The sequence below is a fragment of the Haloactinopolyspora sp. genome, from assembly GCF_027324685.1.
In the GTDB taxonomy this organism is placed as follows: domain Bacteria; phylum Actinomycetota; class Actinomycetes; order Jiangellales; family Jiangellaceae; genus Haloactinopolyspora.
This window is the reverse complement of record NZ_DAHVSH010000031.1, coordinates 1-19,608: the sequence shown is the minus strand read 5'-3', so window position 1 is coordinate 19,608 and position 19,608 is coordinate 1. Positions and strand designations below refer to the sequence as shown.

Sequence of the window (19,608 nt, the reverse complement as noted above, 5' to 3'; positions counted from 1 at the left end):
CCCGTTCACGGGTACGGTTGAACACACCAATCCCCTCCCTTGTGGGGTGTGGTTTGGGACCACCGGGGACGGGACGGTTTCTGAGGCCTGTAGCCCGTCCCCGGTGGGGTTTCAGTGAGGGACGCCGGTCACGTCCCGCTTGCCGTTGCGGATGCCGAGCTGATCAGCGGCGATCATCAGACACGCCGCCAGCCGCCACAGCACCTTCGGTTCTGTGGACACCACCGTCGTGGTGGCCGGGTCGGGGTGCAGGCCGGTCAGGTGCACCCCACCGTCGATCACGTCAACACTCACGTCGTTGTCGAGGTAGAGCACACCCGCCGACCCGGCCAGATACCCCGCCACGACTCAGGCAGCCTTGCTGTCGCCGGACTTCGCGTCAGCCGCACCGGCCTTGGCGTCGGTCCGGGCGCCCTTGCTCGGGGCCTGCACACCGGTGGCCTTGAACGAGAACGCCAACCGGCCACGAGCACCGCGCTCATCGATGTACGGCGTCACCGTCATGCCCGTGAACTCCACCGGCCGGAACGGCATCCCCGGAATCTCATCCGGCAACGACGGGCACACCTCAGCCAACAGCTTCACCGTGACCTCACCCTGACCCTTACGAGCATCCGGGTCCGGGTCCATCACCCGCACCTGCCACATCCGCAGATTCGTGTTCTTGTCGATCTGCTGGACCCGGTTGTCCTTCGTGGACCGGTCGAAGTCATCCACCTGCGTGACCTCACCCACGGCGAACGCGCCGTACGGGAACACCTGGTCGAAGCTGATCGGGATCGGACCTTGCAGTGCCATCACTGCCTCCTTCTGTCGGTTCGGGCACCACCGAGTGTGGTACCAGCGATACCACTTGTACCAACAAGCGGTGATCATTACCGTGCCACGTTGAGAAGCGCTCGTCAAGAGGATTCGATAGGCTTGTTGGTACAAGCCCTATGGGAGGAACGTTGACCAGCGAAAACTCGCCACGACGAGCCGCCAGCGGCTTCTTGCGTGGGACGGTCGCCGACGATCTGCGGCGCGCCATCGTTACCGGTGACTTGGCACCGGGCGAATCCTTACCGACCGAAAAGGACCTGATCGCGCGCTATGGCGTATCGCGCAACACGGTCAGAAGTGCTCTGAGCGCACTTGAGAATGAGGGTCTGATCACCAGCAGCCAGGGACGGGGACGACGGGTTCGCAAACGCGAGCCGGTTTGGATCTACGCTTCGCGCTCTGAGAGCCATGCGCGGCGACGTCCGATGGGTGTCGACTCTTGGGTTGACGACATGCGCTCCCAGGGGCGCGAGCCCCGAACAGACATCGAGGTCGCCGTTGTCCACGCACCGGTCGAAGTCTCCGAGCGGCTCAAGTTGGACAACGGAGCCTTGGTAGCCGTGCGTCGGCGAACTCGGTTCGCCGACGACCAACCGTGGAATCTGAACGACTCGTACTACCCGATGTGGCTGGCGCAAGAGGTCGCGGCCATTCTCGACCCTGCCGACATGACGCCCGGCCTCACCGTCCATTTGGCCGACCACGGCTATGTGCAGGAGTACTACAACGACGAACTGACCTGCCGGATGCCGACGCCGGAAGAGGCACAGGCGTTGAACATCGGCGTAGGCATCCCCGTCATGTGCCACACCCGGACGGGCAGCACCAAGGATGGGCCGATCAGAGTCACCATCACGATCATGCCAGGTGACCGGCACCGCCTCCTGTACGAAGTCCCAGCATGAGACGCATCGAACGAGCCGACGCGGCGGACCTCCAATCGTTCTTGGACGTACTCGCTGACGCCAGTTCGCGCCTGCACCGACGTGGCATCGACCAGTGGCCGGTGCGATTCGACGCCAGCAAGGTCCTGCCGGACATCAAGGCAGGGCACGCATTCGTCGTGCGGGACGGCGGCAACATCATCGCCACGGCAATTCTCACCCCTCACGGCGACCGGGACTTCTGGACGCACGCGGAACTCGCGCAACCCGCCTTCTACGTCGCTAAGGTCGCCACACTTGGAGGGCACACCGGCATTGGAGCAGCTGTCCTCGACTGGTGTGGCCGACAGGCCGCCCGCGAAGGCGCCGATCTCCTTCGGCTCGACGCGTGGCGAACCAATACTCGTCTTCACCACTACTACGTCAGCCAAGGGTTCTCGCACGTCCGGACGGTGACGCTGGCGCACCGAAACTCGGGAGCGCTGTTCGAGCGACCTGCCAAAGACATCACGACGGATGCCATGCATCAGCACCAGGTCACGAACGATCTTCCGACGGAGCAAGAACACACGTCGCTCCGTTGAATCCGGAGCAGGCTTCCGGACGAACCGCAGGTCGTGAGATCGGACCGGACTCCCGCCGGGGCATGATCACCGCAGACCAACTGAGCCGTGACAACATGGGGCCTCGAAGCATCGGTGAGAACTTTCTTTACTCCGTCAAGGCGGCGCGCCTACGGCGCACCGCAGCACGCCCGGCCTGCGCCGGGCGTGCGGCCTAGCGGCCGTTCCGGGCGCGACCGGGCGTGCAGGTACGGAAAAAGGCCGGTGACGAAGTGAGAGACGTTCTCACCGCCACCGGCCCGGTGATGCATACCGGAACACGACGACGCTACCCATCGCGTATCCGACACCACGGCAGCCGACCCGGCCACATCGAACAGTGCAGTACCGCCGAATCTGAACCGTGGACCGGCTGCGTGATCCCCCCATCCCCCTCATGTCTGGATGATCGGCCACCGCTGCCCGAGTCAAGGGCGACCTTCGGTCGTCGCTCCGCGATCTTCGACCCTTGACACGCACAGCGTCGGCCTAAGAGCTGGCAGTTATGAGGGGGATGGGGGGAGAGTGGCGCGGGCGCATGACTCGGATGGGCAGTCAGCAGATCGTCAGCGCCGAAGCCAACAGGCACCGACACTCGACGGCAACCGACGACACGTTTGCCAAGGCCAGCGACGACAACCGCGAACAGCACGAACCGACCGAGAGCGCTGGCTGATCCTGATAAGGAAGAGGTCCCTGGTTCAAGTCCAGGTAGGCCCACCCAGGTCATCGGCCCTATCGATCCGCTCGGTAGGGCCTTTTCCATCCCCGGCCTTCACGCAGGCACCCCGCGAAGCAGCCGGAGCGCGCACGCGTTCCACGCGCCCCGGCTGTGCCGCGCGAGCCTTACTCGGCCGGCGGAGCGTCTTGTTGGAGCTGCTCGTCCGCCGGTGGTTCGTTGAGTTGTTGTTCGTCGGCCGGCGGCTGCTCGTCCTCCGGTTCGTCCTGCGGTGGGTCCTCGGCTGGCGGATCTTCGGCGGGCGGGTTCTCGCTGGACGGGTCTTCGGTGGACGAATCCTCGTCGGACGAATCCTCGTCGGGCGAATCGTCGGCCGGCGGCTCGTCGCGCTGCTGCTCGTCGCCCGGTGAATCCTCGCCCTGCGTTCCGCCGTCCTCGCGGTCCTGCTGATCGGTATCGTCGTCGGGACCGCTCGGGCGGTCCGAGTCTTCCGAATCGTCCGTGTCCGAGCCGCTGGACGTGCTGCCCCCGAAGACCGAGGTGCCGCTACCGCTCTCGTTGCGCACGATGTCGGCCATGGGCTTGCCGGCCAGCAGCTCGATCGCCGTCACGGTGCCGGCCAGAAGCACGAACACCGCGACGATGCTCAACACGATCCTGCGGATGCCGTACCGCTCGACCATCGCATCCCACGCTGCACGCAACCGTCCGACCGGCCGGTCATCGTCATCGTCATCGAACTGAGTGTCCTGGACGGTGTCGTCCTCGACGGCGTTGACGTGTTCTGCGGTGATCGGCTCGAGATCAACCCGCGTGGCATCGGGCACGGGCAGATCTGTGGCGCCGAACTCGCGGGTGCGGTGTGCGCGTACCACGACGGGCCCGACCTCTTTCACCTTCTCCGCCGTGCGATGGATGAAAGAGGAGTACATGTAGTTGCCCAGCACGGTCAGGATGCTGAGCAGACCCATGCCGAGCACGGTCCCCCACACGCCCACGAAAGACAGCAGCGCCGTGGCGCTGACCGCCGTCAACGCGCTCGCCGTCATCTGCAGAACCGATGGGCGCTCAGGCTTGTCAGGGGCCGTCTGCCTCGTCTCGGTCACGGCCCCGGACGGACCGCGATCGCGGTCTCTCGGCTCGGGGGAATGTGCGGTACTCACGCCCCTTAATCGTATGTCGGCGAGCGCCTCGTTCAGACAGCCGTGCGCTGTATTTTCCGTCACTGATCGATGTCTGCCACCGGCGTCGAACTGTGGACAGGTCATCGCCCGCATCGGCCTTCCAGCGGGGCATCTACCTCCTGACGAGGTAGCGCAGATGGGTCACGCCTCGACCTTCCACGACGGTGACCGGCCCCTCGAGCTGCACCGGAGGCGAGTCGTACTCGGCGAACAGCGACGTCCCGCTGCCAAGCACGACGGGTACGAGCTCGATGCCGACCTCGTCGAGCAAGCCTGCTTCGAGGCACTGCCGGGCCATCTGTCCACCGTTGACGACGACGTCCTTGTCGCCGGCCAGGGCCCTCGCGCGAGCTACGGCCGTCTCGATGCCGTCGGTGACGAAAACGAAGTTGTCGTCGTCCTCCGGCCGGTCATGGGGACGTTGATGGGTGAGAACAACCGTGGTGACGTCGATCGGGTGGCGTCCGCCCCAGGCGTTGGTGAAATCGTAGAGGTGCCGGCCGACGACCAACGCGCCGATGTTCTCCCACTCCGGTTTGATCAGCGCAGCGCTCGCCGCCGAGATCCGGGGCGACGGTACGTCCGGGCTGGCCGAGGGAAGCTCGACCTCGCCGTTGCCGTACCACTGGAACAGCAGGTCGAAACCGCTGTCCTGGGGTCCTGCGATGTACCCGTCGAGCGACATCGTCGCCCCGGTGATGATCTTTCCCATGGCCTGTCTCCTTCGCAATCGCTGGCCTCTCGTCGATGCGTCGTCCAGCGCGCCGTCATTTCGACAGGTCGTTACCCGGCTTTCGTCGTACCAGCACGACGGTTCGGACGACGATGCCGACGGCGAACATGGCCAGGCCGGCGACGACCGATGGCCACGGCAGCGTCGAGACCAGGAGCACGCAGCCGAACGCGCCGAGCACACTGAGCCAGCGCCACCGGCGCTGCTGCACGAGTGTGTAGGCGGAGGCGTTGGCGATGGTGTAGTAGACGAGGACCCCGAAGGACGAGAACCCGATAGCGCCGCGCACGTCGACGGTGGCCACGACGACGCAGACGACGACGGCCAGGGCGATCTCGGCATGGTGCGGTACCCGGTATCGGGGGTGGACCGCGGACAACCAGCCGGGAAGGTCACCGTGGCGAGCCATCGCCAAGCTGGTCCGGCCGATCCCGGCGATCAGGGCCAGGAGGGCACCGAGTGATGCGAGTGCCGCCCCGATCCGGACGACCGGCGCGAGGGCTGTCGCCCCGGCAGCGTCGACGGCTGTGGTCAACGGTGCGGACGAGTTCGCCAGTGACTCGGGGCCGGCGGCCAGAAGCGCTGCCACCGCCACCACCAGATAGATCGCCACGGTGATCAGCAGAGCGGACCTGATGGCTCGGGGAATCGTGCGCTTCGGGTCACGGACCTCTTCGCCCATCGTCGCGATTCGGGCGTATCCAGCGAAGGCGAAGAACAGCAGCCCGGCGGCCTGCATGATGCCATAGGCGTCGTCGGCACCCATGTCCGGCCAGTCGATCTTGGCCGGGCTCGCCTCCCCGCCGAGCGCGATGCCCACCACCACCGCCGCCAGCGCGATCAGGCTCGTGGCGACCAGAGCACGCGTCAACATGGCCGTTTTGGTCACGCCGCGGTAGTTGAGCGCTGCCAGCGCCACCACGCCGGCCACAGCGACGCCGCGCTGAGCCCACCACGGTCCGGGCACGGCGTAGGCGGCGAAGGTGAGCGCCATCGCCGCACACGATGCCGTCTTACCGATCACGAACCCCCATCCGGCGATGAAGCCCCACCACGGCCCCAGCCGTTCGCGCCCGTAGATGTAGGTGCCGCCGGACGTCGGGTACTTCGCCGCCAAGTGGGCCGACGCCATCGCATTGCAGTAGGCGATCACCGCGGCGATGACCAGCCCGATCAGCAAGCCCGTACCGGCGGCTCGCGCCGCTGGCCCGAATGCCACGAAGACCCCAGCGCCGATCATCGACCCCAGCCCGATCACCACGGCATCAGCCGTGCCCAGACGTCGAGCGAGAGAGGGGTCGGGTGACATGCAACGCTCCTCGGATATTGCATCAAACCAGTTTGATGTATCGTCGTGCCCATGGCACCGTCCCGTCAAGCGACCGCGCCGCCGGCGTTCGTCCGGATGATCGATCACCCGGTGCGGTGGCGGCTGCTGACCGCGTTGGCCGGCAGTGACCACCGGGTCCGCGAGTTGGTGCAGTTGGTTGGTCAGCCCCAGAACCTGGTCTCGTACCATCTGCGCCTGCTGCGCCGTGGCGGGTTGGTCACGGCCCGGCGCAGCAGCTTCGACGCGCGGGACAGCTACTACCACCTCGACCTGGACCGCTGTTCGGCCGAACTGGCTACGACCGGTGCCGCGTTGCATCCGGCGTTACGTGAGCCCGCCGTGCCGCCATTTGGCGGGAGCGGACCACGCTGGTCCCACGAAACGTCCGTGCTGTTCGTGTGTACCGGTAACAGCGCTCGGTCCCCGATCGCCGAAGCTTTGCTTCGTCACCACACGGCTGGGTCGCTGGACGTGGCGAGCGCGGGCACCAGTCCCAAACCACACCTGCATCCGGGTGCCGTGCAGGTCATGGCCGCGGAGTTCGGCATCGACCTGGCTGATCAACAGCCACGACGTCTCGCCGGCTTGGAAGGTCGCCGATTCGATGCCGTGATCACGCTGTGCGACAGGGCGCGTGAGCGCTGCCCGGAGTTCAAACAGCACCCGCGGCGCATCCACTGGAGCATTCCCGACCCGGCAACGGCTTCCGACGCCGACGAGGCCGGCTTTCCGGCCTTCCGGCGCGCCGCGGCGGACATCAACACGCGGGTGCGGCACTTGCTGCCCGCTCTTGCCTCGACCGACTGATAGAGGAGGCACCATGCCTGCCACCGAGCGCTACGCCAGCGTCCGTTACATCGTCGACGACGTGCAGGCGGCGATCGACTTCTACGCCACGCATCTCGGCTTCGCGGTGAACACCAATGTCGTTCCCGCATTCGCCGACGTCGTACGTGGCCCGCTTCGACTCCTGCTGTCCGGGCCCGCGAGCTCGGGTGCGCGCGCCACCCCGGTCGACGTCGTGGACGCCGGGCGCAACCGCATCCATCTCGTCGTCGACGATCTGGATGGCGAGGTCGCTCGCCTGCGCCGAGCCGGGCTGCCCTTCCGCAGCGACATCGTCGCTGGTCCAGGCGGGCGGCAGATCTTGCTCGCCGACCCGGCCGGCAACCTGATCGAGCTGTTCGAACCCGCCCGTTCCGCCGAGCGATGAGCCGGTCGCCGGTCGCCGACGCGGCATTGACGCGTCCAGCCGTTCGCAGCCGATTTTCTGCGTGGAGAATGACGGTCCGCCTGACGATGTTCGCTCCGGCTGAGTTAGTCTCGCACGCAGATGGCGACCACCGTCTGGAGGCGGAACATCGTGTTCAACAAGAAAGTCCTGCTGGCAGCGCTTCTGGCTGTAGCCGGCTACGTCGGGTACCGCCGTTACCAGTCCGGGCAAGCCGAGCAGGATCTGTGGGCCGAGGCCACGGATCCGATCCCGCCGGCCGACCCGCGCTGACCGATCCCACCGGCCACGTGAGCCCCGCTATGCCGGGCGCTCGCGTGGCCGGTTCTGCGTTCTTCCGGGACTTGCATCCTCCCCGCTCGTGCTTTTGCGGTTGAAGTTGACGCTACGTCAACCGTTAGCGTCGTCGACGGATCGGATGGACCGATCCGGTGGACGGCACGGGAGCGATCATGAGCTGGTCGATCAACGAGGTGGCGCGCTATTCCGGCGTCTCCTCGCGGACGCTGCGTCACTACGACGCCATCGGCCTGCTCAAGCCGGCGTGGACCGAGCCGAGCGGACGACGCTTCTACGAGTGGGAGCACCTGCTGCGCCTGCAGCGGATTCTCCTGCTGCGCGAGCTCGGACTCGGACTCGACGCGATCGGTGACGTTCTCGCCGGGCAGGACCACGACAGCACCGTCGACGTCCTGCGTCGGCACCGAGATTGGCTGCTGAGCGAGCGAGAACGTCTCGACCGGCTCGTCTCGACCGTGGAGGCCACCATGACCGAACTCGAGAAGGGAGGAACGATGACCGCGGATGCGATGTTCGACGGCTTCGATCACAACCCGTACGAAGCCGAAGCCCGAGAACGTTGGGGCGACCAAGCCATCGACGACTCGTATGCGCGTGCCCGGGGTTGGACCCCGGAGCAGGCCGAGCAGGCCCGGCGGGGATTCGGCGAGGCCAGGGACGCACTGGCGGCGCTGCGTGCCGACGGCGTCGCCGTCGACGACGAGCGGGTTCAGGACATCATCCAGGGCCACTACGAGTGGATCTGCCTGTTCTGGACGCCGAACCAGGAGGCCTACAAGGGGCTCGCCGACCTGTACGTCGACGACCACCGATTCCGGCAGAACATCGGCGCAGGTGACGACGCCTTGGTCGAGTACCTGCGGGACGCGATGAAGGCCTACGCCGACACGCGCCTGGGCTAGAAACCGAAGTCGGGAGAGCTGCAGATCTCCCGACTTCGGCTGGCGGGCGCAGCGCGGCTTCTCGTGCTACCGGGTGTAGCGAAGCAGCACCAGGGTCGGCGGTGTCAATAGCGGCAGGGCCGAGCGTGCCGGAGTCGGGCGGCGGACCAAGCCGTCCTGTCTCATAGGAATGGATTGGGTGTCGCGCTCGATCAGGCGGTATCCTCGACCACGCAGTCCTGCGGATGGCTCGTCGCCGATGCCGGGCTGTACTGTTCGGGGACGTAGCTCAATTGGCAGAGCACTGCCTTTGCAAGGCAGGGGTTAGGGGTTCGATTCCCCTCGTCTCCACCAGCACGAAATGGCCGCTCACCTGCGGCTAAGTAAGACCGCAGCTTCTCGCGGTGCATCCTCACCTCCTCGCTGGTGGCCCATTGGTGGCCCATCAGTCGGCGCACGCCTTCTCGGCGCGTGCGTCCAGGGCAGTTCAACATGCGCGGGCCTCCGTGTCTCCGAACGACCTCATTTCCCCGGATACAGGTCGGCCCCAGCCAGGCGATCACACCGCCGGCCGGGGCCTCGGAACCCACGCAGGAGTGGACCCCGTGAGCGAAACAGTAATCAGCCCGCAAGAACCCACCCGCAACACCTACGTCACGATGTCGTCGAGCCTCAATGTCGGCGCGAAGTGGTATACCCGCATCGGCCGTGTCGTCGTCGGCGACGTCGACCACGTGCTGTCCATCCAGATGACGCCGGACAAAGCCGCGACGCTCGCGGCGGACCTGATCCGCGTCGTCGCCGAGTCCGGTGCCAGCGCGGTGCCAGCAGTGGTGCTCGACGCCTTCGACAACGCCGCCGAGAAGCTCAGATGACGCGGCTGCCGCGCACCAGCGACGCGCTTATCCAGGACCAGCACACACACGAGGACTGGCACGCCGCACTGCTCGAGTTCGACGCGGCCCTCGGTCTCGAGTCCGAGTACGGCTACGGCGTGTACGTCGAGCTGCTTGGCGACGATCGGGTGCGGTTGCACGTGCCAGCGCTGGGCACCGACGACCGATTCGACGCCGACGAGGGCGAGCAGCAGGACGCCACCGTCCGTGCGGCGATCGTGGCTGCCGCTCGCGCTCTGGGCATCAGCGCCGCGGAGCTGGGTTGCACCACTACCGACAGCGAGTCGAAGGAGCTGAACCGCCAATGAGTGAGCCCCGCGACGTAGACCAGCCCGCGGACCACGGCTGCGGCGGCACGTGCTTCTTCTGCCGCGAGGGCGACCCGGACGGCCCCACGTCGCCGCGCCGCCCGCAGCCGCCAGTCGAGCCGATCGAGGATGACGACGAGGATGACGAACGGTAGCGGGAGAAGCCCGGCCCGGCCCGGTCCGCGGATGCCCGGGCCGGGCCGTCAGCGGTTGACCGGCCCCCGGGGGTAGCGGCGGCAAACTCGCGCACCGCGTCGCGCAGTCCGCACCGGTGGACGGGGGCGGGTGTTCAGCGGGATGCGCCGTCGGGCCACACTCTGGCGACGCTGAGCCCCATTTCTCGGGCCAAATACACCACGTCAGCCGTCCCCCCGTACCCGCGGGCAGGCTCGCCATCCCACACCGCCAGAAGAACATCGGCGGCTCGCAGCATCAGCCGACTCGCATCCATGTGGGACTCCGACGTCGACTCGATGTGGTCGAGCCGGTGCACGTCGACCGCTCGCGCGAGGAGGTCGTCATACTCGGCGTGCGCTGACTCCGGGAGACTGCTGTCGCGGTACTTCACCGCCGGCACGACGGCCACGAGCTTGCCGCCGGCGTCGAGCACGGCCCTGGCGAAGATCTGATCCGCGCCGTCAGCCAGGCAGCTGAGACCGACGAGGTCACCCTCGATCGTCGCGAGATGCGCCCGGATGCCCTCATCGACCAGCCGCGTGGTGGTGTCATCTAATCCGCGGTGGCCACTGACGGCGATCCTCACTGGCGCTCCCCATAGGTGTCGAACATCAGGTCGTCGAGCTCCCGCACGGAGGCGGTGTCGGCCCGCACGGCGGACCGGAAGTCACGCACAGCGAGCCGGACCCGCTCGGAACCGTACCGGGTACCGAGCTGGTGCGCGTCCGCGGCGATCCTGCATGCCTCGTCGACGTCGCCGCCAGCGGCCAGCGCGCGGGCGTGCTCGACCATCGCCACGGCGGACTGTTTCGGGCTCCGCGCACCGGGGGCGGACGACGGGAGCGCGCTGCGGCAACCGAGGCGCGACGCGGCGACGACACGAGACTGGTCGATCTTCGCCTGGTCGAACCGGAACACCCACGGCCACACCGGTTCCTCATGCTGTCCCGCCTCGGCGTACCGCTCGGCCTCGTCGAGCATCCCCCAAGCGGCCGCGTCGCCGAGATGCGCCAGGGCGACCGCGTCGGCCGCAGCGAGCCACGCCCGGGCGGTGGCCGGCGCAGAGTTCGGCAGCCGGGCCGCGGACTCGCGGATGAGCCGCAGACCTTGCCGCGCATCGCCGACTGTCACCGCGTACTGCCCGAGACTTGCTTGCATGTAGACCGGCAGCAGCGGGTTACCGGTGCGGCGGGCGGCGTCGACGGCCAGGCGGTAGTTCGCCCGCGCGACGGCGAGGTTCACCGTGTCGGCATGCAGCCACGCGACGAGCCCGGCGGCCTCGCTGACGGCGCCGAACATGCGCGCCTGCATCTGCCCGGTGGCGCGTTCGGCGAGCTGCCGCGCGAGGTTCAGGTGCCCGGTTGCTGCCGCGAGCATCGCCCGGGCTGGGGTGGTCTGCTCGATCTGCCGATACGACAGGGTGGTGAGCATGACGAGGCGGTCGTCGTCGGCGTGCTGCGCGGCGACGACGGCGGATGCGGCGGCGCCGACGGTGGTAGCGATGAATTGGCGGCGGTCCGTGTCGTCACCCCCTTGGTCGTTGTCGGTGAGCCCGGCGAGGCGTCTGGGTATGCCCAGCCCATCGCACAGGGCCCGTATAGTCGCTATACCCGGATCGCGGCTGCGGCCCGTTGTGAGTCGGGACACGTGCGCTTGGGAGATGCCGGCGCGGGCTGCGATCTCGGTCTGAGAGAACCCGGCGTCGAGCACCATCCGCAGGACGGGTGCCCAGTCACCTGCTCTGAGGGCGTCGCGGATCTCAGGTCTGTCCCAGCCCTCAAGCTCGGTACCCATTGTGCGCCGACACCTCCCGGGTTTCATCCCGACGTGTATAGGCCAGACGATCCCATACCTGGACGTGTAGCCGCCTCCCCACCCGTGACTCAGCATCGTGACCACGAGTGACGGGCAGGCACTGACCGCCTCGATCGTGGCTCGAGGCGCCCTGCCGGATGCGCGCCGCCCACACGGACTCCCCGGCAGGGCGCCGCCCCTCAACGATCCCCGGCGACGAGGACGACACCATGAGCAGGTACGAGACCACCAGGCGTCAGCCGTGCCGCACGTGCGGCACGGTCACGTTGCACCGAGTGACGATCATCAAGGAGGACGACGAACGCGACCGCGAACTGGTCGAGTGCACAGGGTGCGGATCGTGACCCTCACCCACCTGGCCCTCGATGGCGGCACCGACGAGGTCGGCGCGGCCACGATCGTCGTGCTCGGGCTCGTCCTGTTCGCCATGGTGTCCTTCGACCGGTGGCGCCAGCACCGCCGGAACCGGTCATGACCGACGAGGAGCTCGGGGCCGCGTTCGGCGCCCGCGTACGGCAACTGCGTCAGGACCGCGGGCTGACCCGGACCGAGCTCGCCGCACAGGTCGGGCTGCACGCCAACAACATCGTCGCGCTCGAGAGCGACGGAACCGGCGCGACCCTCCTGCTGATCCACCGGCTCGCTGACGCGCTCGACGTGCCGCCCAGAGACCTCATGTAGGCGCCCGAGTGAAGAGTTATAGGCGACCGGCTGCACGCGCCAGCGGGCGCCATACCGGGGGCCTTGTCCTCATCGACGACTTCGGCGACGCGCTGCGGAAAGGTCTATAACGTTGCCCGTGGTGGCTGTCGTATCAGCAGTTCGCTCGTCGTGGGTCCACCGGTGAATCCACGCCGGCGCTACACCGACCACGTGTGACGCGCGCGCAACGGCCTGCCTGCCGTAGACCCTATGCAGGGCCTGCCTGAGAAGAAGCGGCCGCTCATCCGCGACCTCGACGGGTTCGTTGGTGCGCCAACCCTGGGAGGAAAGTTGGATGGAGAGACTTCTATAGCGCTGGGCGCTGATTACCCCCAGTTCCCGCGCACGGCGCATTATGGCCGACACGGACATCCCGTAGTCCGCCTTGACCGGAAGGTAACCATGGAGGTTGAGGGACTCAGTGATTCGCTGCTGGACGATGCTGGCGGGCAGTAAGAACGCACCGGCGAAGTGGAAGGCTCGCTGCTCCTCCGGGCTTCGCGTGCTCCTTATCGGTCCAGCGAGATCACGGTCGGCAATCAAGTGAAATGCTTCGTGGAGCAACGTGAGCCGCTTAATCGGAGGCGTAGTAGGGGCGGCCGGCGGGTCGATAGGTCTGCAGGACGATGCCCTTCGGGAAGGCGCGCGTCTCGACCAGGTCGAGCGCGAGGTCCGGCCCGGAGTCGGGGAACAGCCTTTCCCCCTGCCCGACGATCACGGGCGCCACGAGCAGGGTCAGTTCGTCGACGAGGTCGTTCATCAGCAGCCAGCGCGCCAGCATGCCGCTGCCGTGCACCTGCAACTCGCGTCCCGGCTGTGCCTTGAGGTCCCGGACGGCGCTGGCGAGATTTCCGGACAGTACGGTCGTGTTCGACCAGGTCGGCTCGGTGAGCGTCATGGATGCCACGTACTTGGGACGTGTGTTGAGGGCGTTGGAGATGGGGTTGTTGCCGTGGTCAGCGCCCCAGGTGCCGGTGCCCCACGACCAGTTGAATATCTCGTAGGTGCGCCGGCCGAACAGGAACGCGTCGGCCCGCTGGTAGTAGTTGCCGACGTAGGTGAGGGACTCGTCGTCGAACAGCGGCCTGGCCCACCCACCACGGTCCATGCCTGGGTCGAAGTCGGGGTGGCGTCCGCCGTTGGACTGGAATACGCCGTCGACGGAGACCTGGATGTTGACCTTCAGTTCCATGATGCCGCTCTTCGTTTGACGGATGTAACACGGGAGGATGTTTCGGGAGGCTGCTCGGGTCGGCTCATCGCTTCAGCGGGGCGTCGAGCCGTCGGGGGACGTACTCGAGCAGCTGGGTGCGGTTGTCGAAGACTCGGCTTTCCACCAGGTCGAGGGCGAAATCGGAGTATCCGTCGTAGATCCGATCCGTACCCGTCCTGCCGGTGATGACCGGGAAGATCACCACGCGGAACCTGTCGACCAGGCCCGCGTCCATCAGCGAGCGGCACAGGCTGACGCTGCCAAGGGTCCGGATGGGCTTCGTGGCGGTCCGTTTCAACTCGCTCACGACCTCGACGAGATCGCCGGACAGCACGGTGGTGTTCGGCCACGCGTAGGGCTGCCGCAGTGTCGAGGAGATGACCACCTTGTCGGCTGCGGCCAGGCCGGTGAGTGATTTCGGACTCTTGGTCACTGACGTTTTCGTCGGCCGGAGCGTTCTGCGCCATCCCCGACATCAGTCGATACGTCGTCGATCCCATCAGGAACGTGACATCGGTGACGGGCTCGCGCTCCAGCCAGCCGAGGTACTCCGGGCCCTCCAAGCCCCACCAGCCCGGCCATCCCTCGGCGGCGCCGTAACCGTCGAGAGAGGTGATCATGTTCACCACCAGCTGCTGGGATGTCGTCGCGGTCTGCTCGCTCATGGTTCTCCTCGTGTTTTTGCCACCAACCACCAGGCCGGCACCTGATAACTTTAAAAAGTAAAGCAGGCTTGATTAAAACAAGTTAATTGTTAATGTCTGGGCATGGCGAAGCGGGAGTACGGGCAGTTCTGTGGGCTGGCGCGTGCCGCCGAGATGCTGGGACAGCGGTGGACGCTGCTGATCCTGCGCGATCTGCTGATCGGGCCGCGGAGATACTCCGACCTGGCCGCGGGTCTGCCCGGCATACCGTCCAATCTGCTCGCCACGCGACTCAAGGAGCTGGAGCGGGACGGCCTGATCGTCCGCACGGCGCGCAGCGGGGCGGATCGGTCCATCGTGTACGCCGTGACATCGCGTGCGGCCGAGCTCCAGCCGGCTCTCGACGCCCTGGCCCGCTGGGGTGCTGCCGCGATGCGCGAGCCGCGCGAGGGTGAGACGGTCACCGAGGCGTCGCTGGTGACCGCGCTACGAGCGGCAGCGGACGACGGCAGCACGCCGGACGGGAGGTCCATCGGGTACACGATCAGAGTCGGCGACGCGGTCGCGCAAGCCACCGTGGGCAACGGGACGATCGAGGTCGCTCCGGGTGAGCACCCCGACCCCGACCTGGTCATCGCTGGCGGACCGGTCCTGCGTGACCTGCTCGCCGGCGATCTCTCCCCGGCCGACGCCATCGACCAGGGCGCCATCTCGGTTCAGGGTGACCCCGACCTGCTCGCCAGGTTCGCCGAAACATTCTCCGTTCCGTACTCCGATGCAGTGTCGCATTGGTGATGCCACGACCAACAGCACGGGGAACTGGCGTAACTGGCAGCGCCCCGCCTTTGCAAGGCGGGGGTCAGTGCGCGTAACCGGCTGGCCGATTCCGCCCGCCCGTCGTCGGTGATGCGGTACACGGTCCGTTCCGGGCGTCCCCCTCACGACGCGTCTCGGACGGCTCGATCAGTGCGGCCGTCGTCGTCGGCCGAAACCGACGTCGATCTGACAGTCGGTGACTGGGTCGACGAGCTCGAGCGACATGCCCAGCGCACCGCCGAAGCGTGGAGCGATCCACAGGCGTGGACCGGCTTGACGGCCATGGGAAGTCCGATGGAGTTGCCGGCGCCGCTGATCGGCGCCATGGTCCTCGGGGAGTTCGTCGTGCACGGCTGGGACCTGGCGCGCTCGACCGGACAGGACCCGGTATGGGACGACGACCTGCTGGAGTACCTGTACGTCGAGGTGGCGAAAACCGCCGAGCAGGGCGCGAGATGGGGGTGTACGGGCCGGCGGTCGCCGTGCCGGACGCGTCACCGACGATGCATCGCCTCCTGGGCCTCACCGGGCGCGACCCGCTGTGGGCCTCGAACCGCTGAGCCATTCAGCCGTACGACAGGGCCGCCGAGCGACGGACGCACCACGAGGTGTTCTGTTGCGCCACGGGGCGTGCATGGGTGGTCCGACAGGCAATTGCCAAGTGAACATGATCATTTTACCGGTGGAGCTGCTCGGATCGAGGAACTGAGGAGAACCCGGTAGGATCGCTTTTGCCCGGGCTCCGGCCCGGGTGTGACGAGTGTCTGCGAAGTCCGGTCCAATCCGGCGCTGTCCCGCAACTGTGATGCCTCCGCACAGCGGAGGACGAGCCAGGTCGCCAGCCTCGTTGCCCCGATTCGTCCTCGGTGGAAAGGGCGGGTCGCGGAGGCGAGCCCCACCGGCCGACGCGCCCCTTCCAGCGACAGAAGGAGGCGCAAGACATGAAACGTCCGTCCCGGCTCACCGGTCTCACTGCGGTTGTTGTGGTGCCGTTGTTGCTGGCCGCCTGTGGCGACGACGACACCGCTGGGACCGCAGCCGAAAGCTCGTCCCCGGCCACCGCGTCGGCGGACTCGTCGTTCCCGGTCACGGTGGAAAGCGACGGGCAGCCCGTCGAGATCCCCGAGGCCCCCGAGCAGATCGTCTCGTTGTCGCCAACCGCCACCGAGATGCTGTTCGCGATCGGCGCGGGTGACCAGGTCGTCGCGGCGGACGAGTACTCGTACTACCCGCCGGAGGCGCCGACCACCGATCTGTCCGGGTATCAGCCGAACGCCGAGGCGATCATCGGTTACGACCCCGACCTCGTGGTGGCCGAGAACGACCCTGGTGAGCTGGTGTCCAGCCTCGACCAGGTCGGTATCCCCACGCTGATCAACACGTCCGCGGCCACGATCGAGGACTCCTACGCCCAGATCGAGCGCCTCGGGGTGGCGACCGGGCACGTCGGCGAGGCGGCAGAGCTAGTGGCGCAGATGAAGGCCGACATCGACGAGCTCACCGCCGACATCCCGGCCGATGCCGAGCCGATCACCTACTTCCACGAGCTCGACCCCAACCTGTACACGGTCACCGGGGAGACGTTCGTCGGCGAGGTGTACGCCATGGCCGGCATGGTGAGCATCGCCGACGACGCACCAGAGGCGAGCGGGCCGTACCCCCAACTCTCGCCGGAATACGTCGTCAAAGCCGACCCCGACGTGATCTTCTATGCCGACAGCGCGGACTCCGGCGTCACGGCCGAGTCCATCGCCCAGCGGCCCGGCTGGGACCAGCTGACCGCCGTGCAGGAAGGCCGCGTCATCGAGATCGACAAGGACATCGCCAGTCGGTGGGGTCCGCGGGTGGTGGACTTCCTTCGCGCGCTGACCGACGCTCGCGCCGACCTCGTGTCGGCGTCGTCGTAACAGAACGTCGATCCCGATGAAGACGACACCGCCCCCCTCGGCGGGCCCACCGGCAGGCGCTGCCGCTCCGGAGCTCAAGCCGGTGCGCCTGACGGCCAAGCCGTTGCTGCTGTCCCTGGCCGTGCTGGTCGTGACGGTGCTGCTGGGCCTGACGATCGGCCCGGCTGGGCTGCCGCTGCGGGGCGTGCTGGTCGAGATCGCCAACCAGGTGCCGTTCGTGGATCTGGACGGCGGGCTCGACGAACGCGACGCCGCGGTCCTGTGGCAGCTGCGTGCGCCGCGGGTGGTGCTGGCCATGCTGGTCGGCGGGATGCTGGCGATCGCCGGCGCCGGGTATCAGGGGGTGTTCCGCAACCCGCTGGCCGACCCGTACCTGTTGGGCGTGGCTGCGGGCGCAGGCCTGGGGGCGACGTTCGCGATCGTCTCGGGCAGCGACCGGGGGCTGTTGCCGGTGACGGCGTTCGTCGGTGGCCTGATGGGGGTCGCGGCCACGTACGTACTGGGTCGCAGCGCCGGCGGGCGCAGCGCCAACTCGCTCATCTTGGCCGGTGTCGCCGTCGCGGCGTTCTTCACGGCCGTCCAGACGTATGTCAACCAGCGCAACTCGGACTCGCTGCGCGAGGTGTACGGCTGGATCCTGGGTCGGCTGCTGACCGCAGGGTGGGGCGAGGTGCTCACGGTCCTGCCGTACGTCGCGGTCGCGACGATCGTGATCTTCGGTCATCGCAGGTTGCTCGACGTGCTCAGCGTCGGCCAGGACGAGGCCGGCAGCCTCGGCGTCCCGGCGGCCAGAGTCCGGCTGCTGGTGGTCCTGGCGGCGACGCTGGGAACGGCGGCCGCGGTCGCGGTGAGTGGGCTCATCGGGTTCGTCGGCATCGTCGTCCCGCACATCATCCGGATGCTCACCGGCACGTCGTATCGCATCATCCTGCCGCTGTCCGCGCTGTTGGGAGCGGCGTTCCTGGTGGGGGCGGATCTGGCCGCACGCACGTTGATCTCGCCGGGGGAACTGCCCGTGGGCGTGCTCACGGCGTTCATCGGTGCGCCGTTCTTCACCCTGGTGTTGCGTAGTTCCCGGAGGAGCTGGTGAACGCGCTGACCGTGACCGGGCTCGAGGTCACTCTGCTGGGGCGCAGGGTGCTCGCCGACGTGGACCTGACGGTGCCTGCCGGGTCGTGGGTGACCGTCGTGGGGCCGAACGGTGCCGGGAAGTCCACGCTGCTGCGCGCGATCGCCGGTGCCGTCGACTACACCGGAGGCATCGGTTTCGACGGGGGGTCGCTCGACCAGCTCAGGTCGCGGGAACGTGCTCGCACGGTGGCGTTCGTGCCGCAGGCGCCGACCCGCCCGGACGGCATGAGCGTGCTGGACTACGTGCTGTTGGGCCGGACGCCGTACGTGCCGTACTTCGGGGTGGAATCCCCGCGTGACATCGCCGTTGCCGAAGAACTGCTCGAGACGCTGGAGCTGCGGGAACTCGCTGAACGGCCGGTCACCTCGTTGTCCGGTGGCGAATTCCAGCGAGCGGTCCTCGCCCGGGCGTTGGCCCAGCAGGCGCCGTTGCTCCTGCTGGATGAGCCGACCAGCGCGCTGGATCTGGGCCACGCCCAGCACGTGCTGGAACTGGTGGACCACCTCCGGGTCGATCGCGGCTTGACCGTGATCAGTGCGCTGCATGACCTGACGACCGCCGGCCAGTTCGCCGAACGGCTGGTTCTGCTGGTCGATGGTGCGGTCGTGGCGGAGGGCGAGGTCGAGGCCGTGTTGACCGAGGAGCTGATCTCGCGGCATTACGACGCGTCGGTACGGGTGGTGCATGACCCGCACGGCGGCGTGGTGGTGGTGCCGGTGCGTGAACGCGCGGTCCGCCGGCCGGGGGTGTCCTCCGGTGCGTGAGGGAGGACCAGCGCATATCCGTGCGGCAGCGGCCGGTGCCCCGGCCGCCGTGGCCGTCGCGCTCGTGCTGGACCGGGTATGGCGGGAGCCGCCGCTGGCGGTGCACCCCGTCCGCCTGATCGGGATCGGCCTGGACACGGCGGGCCGGCGGATACCGGCCGGTCCCCCGGTGCGTGCCGCCGTCACCGGCGGTGTGGCCTGGACGGTGGGCGCGGTAGCGGTGGTCGCGGCGGGCGTCGGCGTGCACCGGGCCGCCGGGCGTGCGTCGCCGTGGATCCGGCCGGTGCTGGTCGGCGCGGCGTTGTGGCCGCTGCTGGCCTACCGGATGCTGCTCGACGAGGTCGATGCCGTGGAGCGTGCGCTTCAGGCTGACGTGGCGGCGGGGCGCGCCGCCGTCGCCCGGATCGTCAGTCGCGACGTCAGCGCCGCGTCGGAAGACCAGGTGCGTCAGGCGGCGATCGAGTCGCTGGGCGAGAACTTGTCCGATTCGGTGATCGCGCCGCTGCTGTGGTTCGGCCTCGGTGGGCTGCCGGCTGCCGCCTTGTACCGGTACGCGAACACCGCGGACGCGGTCTGGGGCTACCGGAC

The 19,608-nt window shown here is 67.8% G+C and carries 26 protein-coding genes, 1 tRNA gene and 1 pseudogene; 18 read left to right on the top strand and 10 right to left on the bottom strand.

Going from position 1 to position 19,608, the window contains the following annotated elements:
- Positions 1-111: 111 nt before the first annotated feature.
- The gene (locus M6444_RS04410; protein ID WP_298323529.1) at positions 112-345 is read right to left on the bottom strand and encodes a hypothetical protein; all 234 of its coding nucleotides are present in this window, start codon (positions 343-345) and stop codon (positions 112-114) included.
- 3 nt (positions 346-348) lie between these two features.
- Positions 349-798: a hypothetical protein gene (locus tag M6444_RS04405; RefSeq protein WP_298323527.1), complete on the bottom strand. Its 450-nt coding sequence runs from the start codon at positions 796-798 to the stop codon at positions 349-351.
- 194 nt (positions 799-992) lie between these two features.
- On the opposite strand from M6444_RS04405, the gene M6444_RS04400 reads away from it, so the two are divergent.
- On the top strand, positions 993-1,727 hold the full coding sequence (locus M6444_RS04400) for a GntR family transcriptional regulator (RefSeq protein ID WP_298323526.1): 735 nt from the start codon (positions 993-995) through the stop codon (positions 1,725-1,727).
- A gap of 101 nt (positions 1,728-1,828) precedes the next feature.
- The gene (locus tag M6444_RS04395) at positions 1,829-2,290 is read left to right on the top strand and encodes a GNAT family N-acetyltransferase (protein WP_298323525.1); all 462 of its coding nucleotides are present in this window, start codon (positions 1,829-1,831) and stop codon (positions 2,288-2,290) included.
- 864 nt (positions 2,291-3,154) lie between these two features.
- Here the strand turns inward: M6444_RS04395 and M6444_RS04390 are convergent.
- The 3 genes from M6444_RS04390 to M6444_RS04380 all read right to left on the bottom strand — a co-directional run bounded on the left by M6444_RS04390 (position 3,155) and on the right by M6444_RS04380 (position 6,213).
- Positions 3,155-4,036 (bottom strand): hypothetical protein, encoded by an 882-nt coding sequence (locus M6444_RS04390; protein WP_298323522.1) that lies wholly within the window; start codon positions 4,034-4,036, stop codon positions 3,155-3,157.
- A 247-nt stretch (positions 4,037-4,283) separates the two neighbouring features.
- A complete protein-coding gene (locus M6444_RS04385) occupies positions 4,284-4,883 on the bottom strand; it encodes a dihydrofolate reductase family protein (protein ID WP_298323520.1) in 600 nt (199 codons plus the stop codon).
- A gap of 55 nt (positions 4,884-4,938) precedes the next feature.
- Positions 4,939-6,213, bottom strand: coding sequence for an APC family permease (locus M6444_RS04380; protein WP_298323518.1), 1,275 nt, complete (start codon positions 6,211-6,213; stop codon positions 4,939-4,941).
- A gap of 51 nt (positions 6,214-6,264) precedes the next feature.
- Here M6444_RS04380 and M6444_RS04375 point away from each other — a divergent pair, with 51 nt between their 5' ends.
- From M6444_RS04375 to M6444_RS04340, 8 genes are all read left to right on the top strand, one after another.
- Positions 6,265-7,041, top strand: coding sequence for an ArsR family transcriptional regulator (locus M6444_RS04375; RefSeq protein WP_298323516.1), 777 nt, complete (start codon positions 6,265-6,267; stop codon positions 7,039-7,041).
- 13 nt (positions 7,042-7,054) lie between these two features.
- The gene (locus tag M6444_RS04370) at positions 7,055-7,447 is read left to right on the top strand and encodes a VOC family protein (protein WP_298323515.1); all 393 of its coding nucleotides are present in this window, start codon (positions 7,055-7,057) and stop codon (positions 7,445-7,447) included.
- Between the two features lie 150 nt (positions 7,448-7,597).
- Positions 7,598-7,738 (top strand): DLW-39 family protein, encoded by a 141-nt coding sequence (locus tag M6444_RS04365; RefSeq protein ID WP_363326234.1) that lies wholly within the window; start codon positions 7,598-7,600, stop codon positions 7,736-7,738.
- A 179-nt stretch (positions 7,739-7,917) separates the two neighbouring features.
- Entirely contained in the window at positions 7,918-8,667 is a 750-nt protein-coding gene (locus M6444_RS04360) for a MerR family transcriptional regulator (protein WP_298323512.1), read from the top strand.
- Between the two features lie 257 nt (positions 8,668-8,924).
- Positions 8,925-9,000: transfer RNA gene (locus M6444_RS04355), tRNA-Ala, on the top strand.
- 251 nt (positions 9,001-9,251) lie between these two features.
- Positions 9,252-9,521 carry a hypothetical protein gene (locus M6444_RS04350; RefSeq protein ID WP_298323510.1) on the top strand — a complete coding sequence of 90 codons (270 nt, stop codon included), beginning with the start codon at positions 9,252-9,254 and terminating at the stop codon, positions 9,519-9,521.
- On the top strand, positions 9,518-9,850 hold the full coding sequence (locus M6444_RS04345) for a hypothetical protein (RefSeq protein WP_298323508.1): 333 nt from the start codon (positions 9,518-9,520) through the stop codon (positions 9,848-9,850). Before M6444_RS04350 ends, M6444_RS04345 begins: the two co-directional genes overlap by 4 nt.
- Positions 9,847-10,005, top strand: coding sequence for a hypothetical protein (locus tag M6444_RS04340; RefSeq protein WP_298323506.1), 159 nt, complete (start codon positions 9,847-9,849; stop codon positions 10,003-10,005). Before M6444_RS04345 ends, M6444_RS04340 begins: the two co-directional genes overlap by 4 nt.
- Positions 10,006-10,139: 134 nt before the next feature.
- On the opposite strand, the gene M6444_RS04335 is transcribed toward M6444_RS04340, so the two are convergent.
- On the bottom strand, positions 10,140-10,613 hold the full coding sequence (locus M6444_RS04335) for a hypothetical protein (protein ID WP_298323504.1): 474 nt from the start codon (positions 10,611-10,613) through the stop codon (positions 10,140-10,142).
- Complete coding sequence (locus M6444_RS04330) at positions 10,610-11,821, bottom strand: helix-turn-helix domain-containing protein (RefSeq protein WP_298323501.1); 1,212 nt, start codon at positions 11,819-11,821, stop codon at positions 10,610-10,612. Before M6444_RS04330 ends, M6444_RS04335 begins: the two co-directional genes overlap by 4 nt.
- 230 nt (positions 11,822-12,051) lie before the next feature.
- On the opposite strand from M6444_RS04330, the gene M6444_RS04325 reads away from it, so the two are divergent.
- From M6444_RS04325 to M6444_RS04315, 3 genes are read left to right on the top strand one after another with little or no spacing between them, the layout of a single operon-like run.
- Entirely contained in the window at positions 12,052-12,186 is a 135-nt protein-coding gene (locus M6444_RS04325; protein WP_298323500.1) for a hypothetical protein, read from the top strand.
- Positions 12,183-12,317: a hypothetical protein gene (locus M6444_RS04320; RefSeq protein WP_298323498.1), complete on the top strand. Its 135-nt coding sequence runs from the start codon at positions 12,183-12,185 to the stop codon at positions 12,315-12,317. Before M6444_RS04325 ends, M6444_RS04320 begins: the two co-directional genes overlap by 4 nt.
- Complete coding sequence (locus tag M6444_RS04315) at positions 12,314-12,523, top strand: helix-turn-helix transcriptional regulator (RefSeq protein WP_298323496.1); 210 nt, start codon at positions 12,314-12,316, stop codon at positions 12,521-12,523. The genes M6444_RS04320 and M6444_RS04315 overlap by 4 nt, the downstream gene beginning before the upstream one ends.
- A 69-nt stretch (positions 12,524-12,592) precedes the next feature.
- On the opposite strand, the gene M6444_RS22875 is transcribed toward M6444_RS04315, so the two are convergent.
- From M6444_RS22875 to M6444_RS22870, 3 genes and pseudogenes are all read right to left on the bottom strand, one after another.
- On the bottom strand, positions 12,593-13,087 hold the full coding sequence (locus M6444_RS22875) for a hypothetical protein (protein WP_363326233.1): 495 nt from the start codon (positions 13,085-13,087) through the stop codon (positions 12,593-12,595).
- Between the two features lie 31 nt (positions 13,088-13,118).
- Positions 13,119-13,736, bottom strand: coding sequence for a dihydrofolate reductase family protein (locus M6444_RS04310; RefSeq protein ID WP_298323494.1), 618 nt, complete (start codon positions 13,734-13,736; stop codon positions 13,119-13,121).
- 64 nt (positions 13,737-13,800) lie between these two features.
- Positions 13,801-14,422, bottom strand: a pseudogene (locus M6444_RS22870) (dihydrofolate reductase family protein).
- A gap of 102 nt (positions 14,423-14,524) precedes the next feature.
- On the opposite strand from M6444_RS22870, the gene M6444_RS04300 reads away from it, so the two are divergent.
- The 5 genes from M6444_RS04300 to M6444_RS04280 all read left to right on the top strand — a co-directional run.
- Positions 14,525-15,196, top strand: a complete 672-nt coding sequence (locus M6444_RS04300; protein ID WP_298323491.1) for a helix-turn-helix domain-containing protein — start codon at positions 14,525-14,527, stop codon at positions 15,194-15,196.
- 962 nt (positions 15,197-16,158) lie between these two features.
- Positions 16,159-17,124: an ABC transporter substrate-binding protein gene (locus M6444_RS04295; RefSeq protein ID WP_298323490.1), complete on the top strand. Its 966-nt coding sequence runs from the start codon at positions 16,159-16,161 to the stop codon at positions 17,122-17,124.
- A 16-nt stretch (positions 17,125-17,140) separates the two neighbouring features.
- Positions 17,141-18,214, top strand: coding sequence for an iron ABC transporter permease (locus tag M6444_RS04290; RefSeq protein WP_298323488.1), 1,074 nt, complete (start codon positions 17,141-17,143; stop codon positions 18,212-18,214).
- A gap of 5 nt (positions 18,215-18,219) precedes the next feature.
- Positions 18,220-19,020, top strand: a complete 801-nt coding sequence (locus M6444_RS04285) for an ABC transporter ATP-binding protein (RefSeq protein ID WP_363326232.1) — start codon at positions 18,220-18,222, stop codon at positions 19,018-19,020.
- On the top strand, positions 19,013-19,608 hold a 596-nt coding region (locus M6444_RS04280), incomplete at its 3' end, for a CobD/CbiB family cobalamin biosynthesis protein (RefSeq protein WP_298323486.1). The genes M6444_RS04285 and M6444_RS04280, both read left to right, overlap by 8 nt.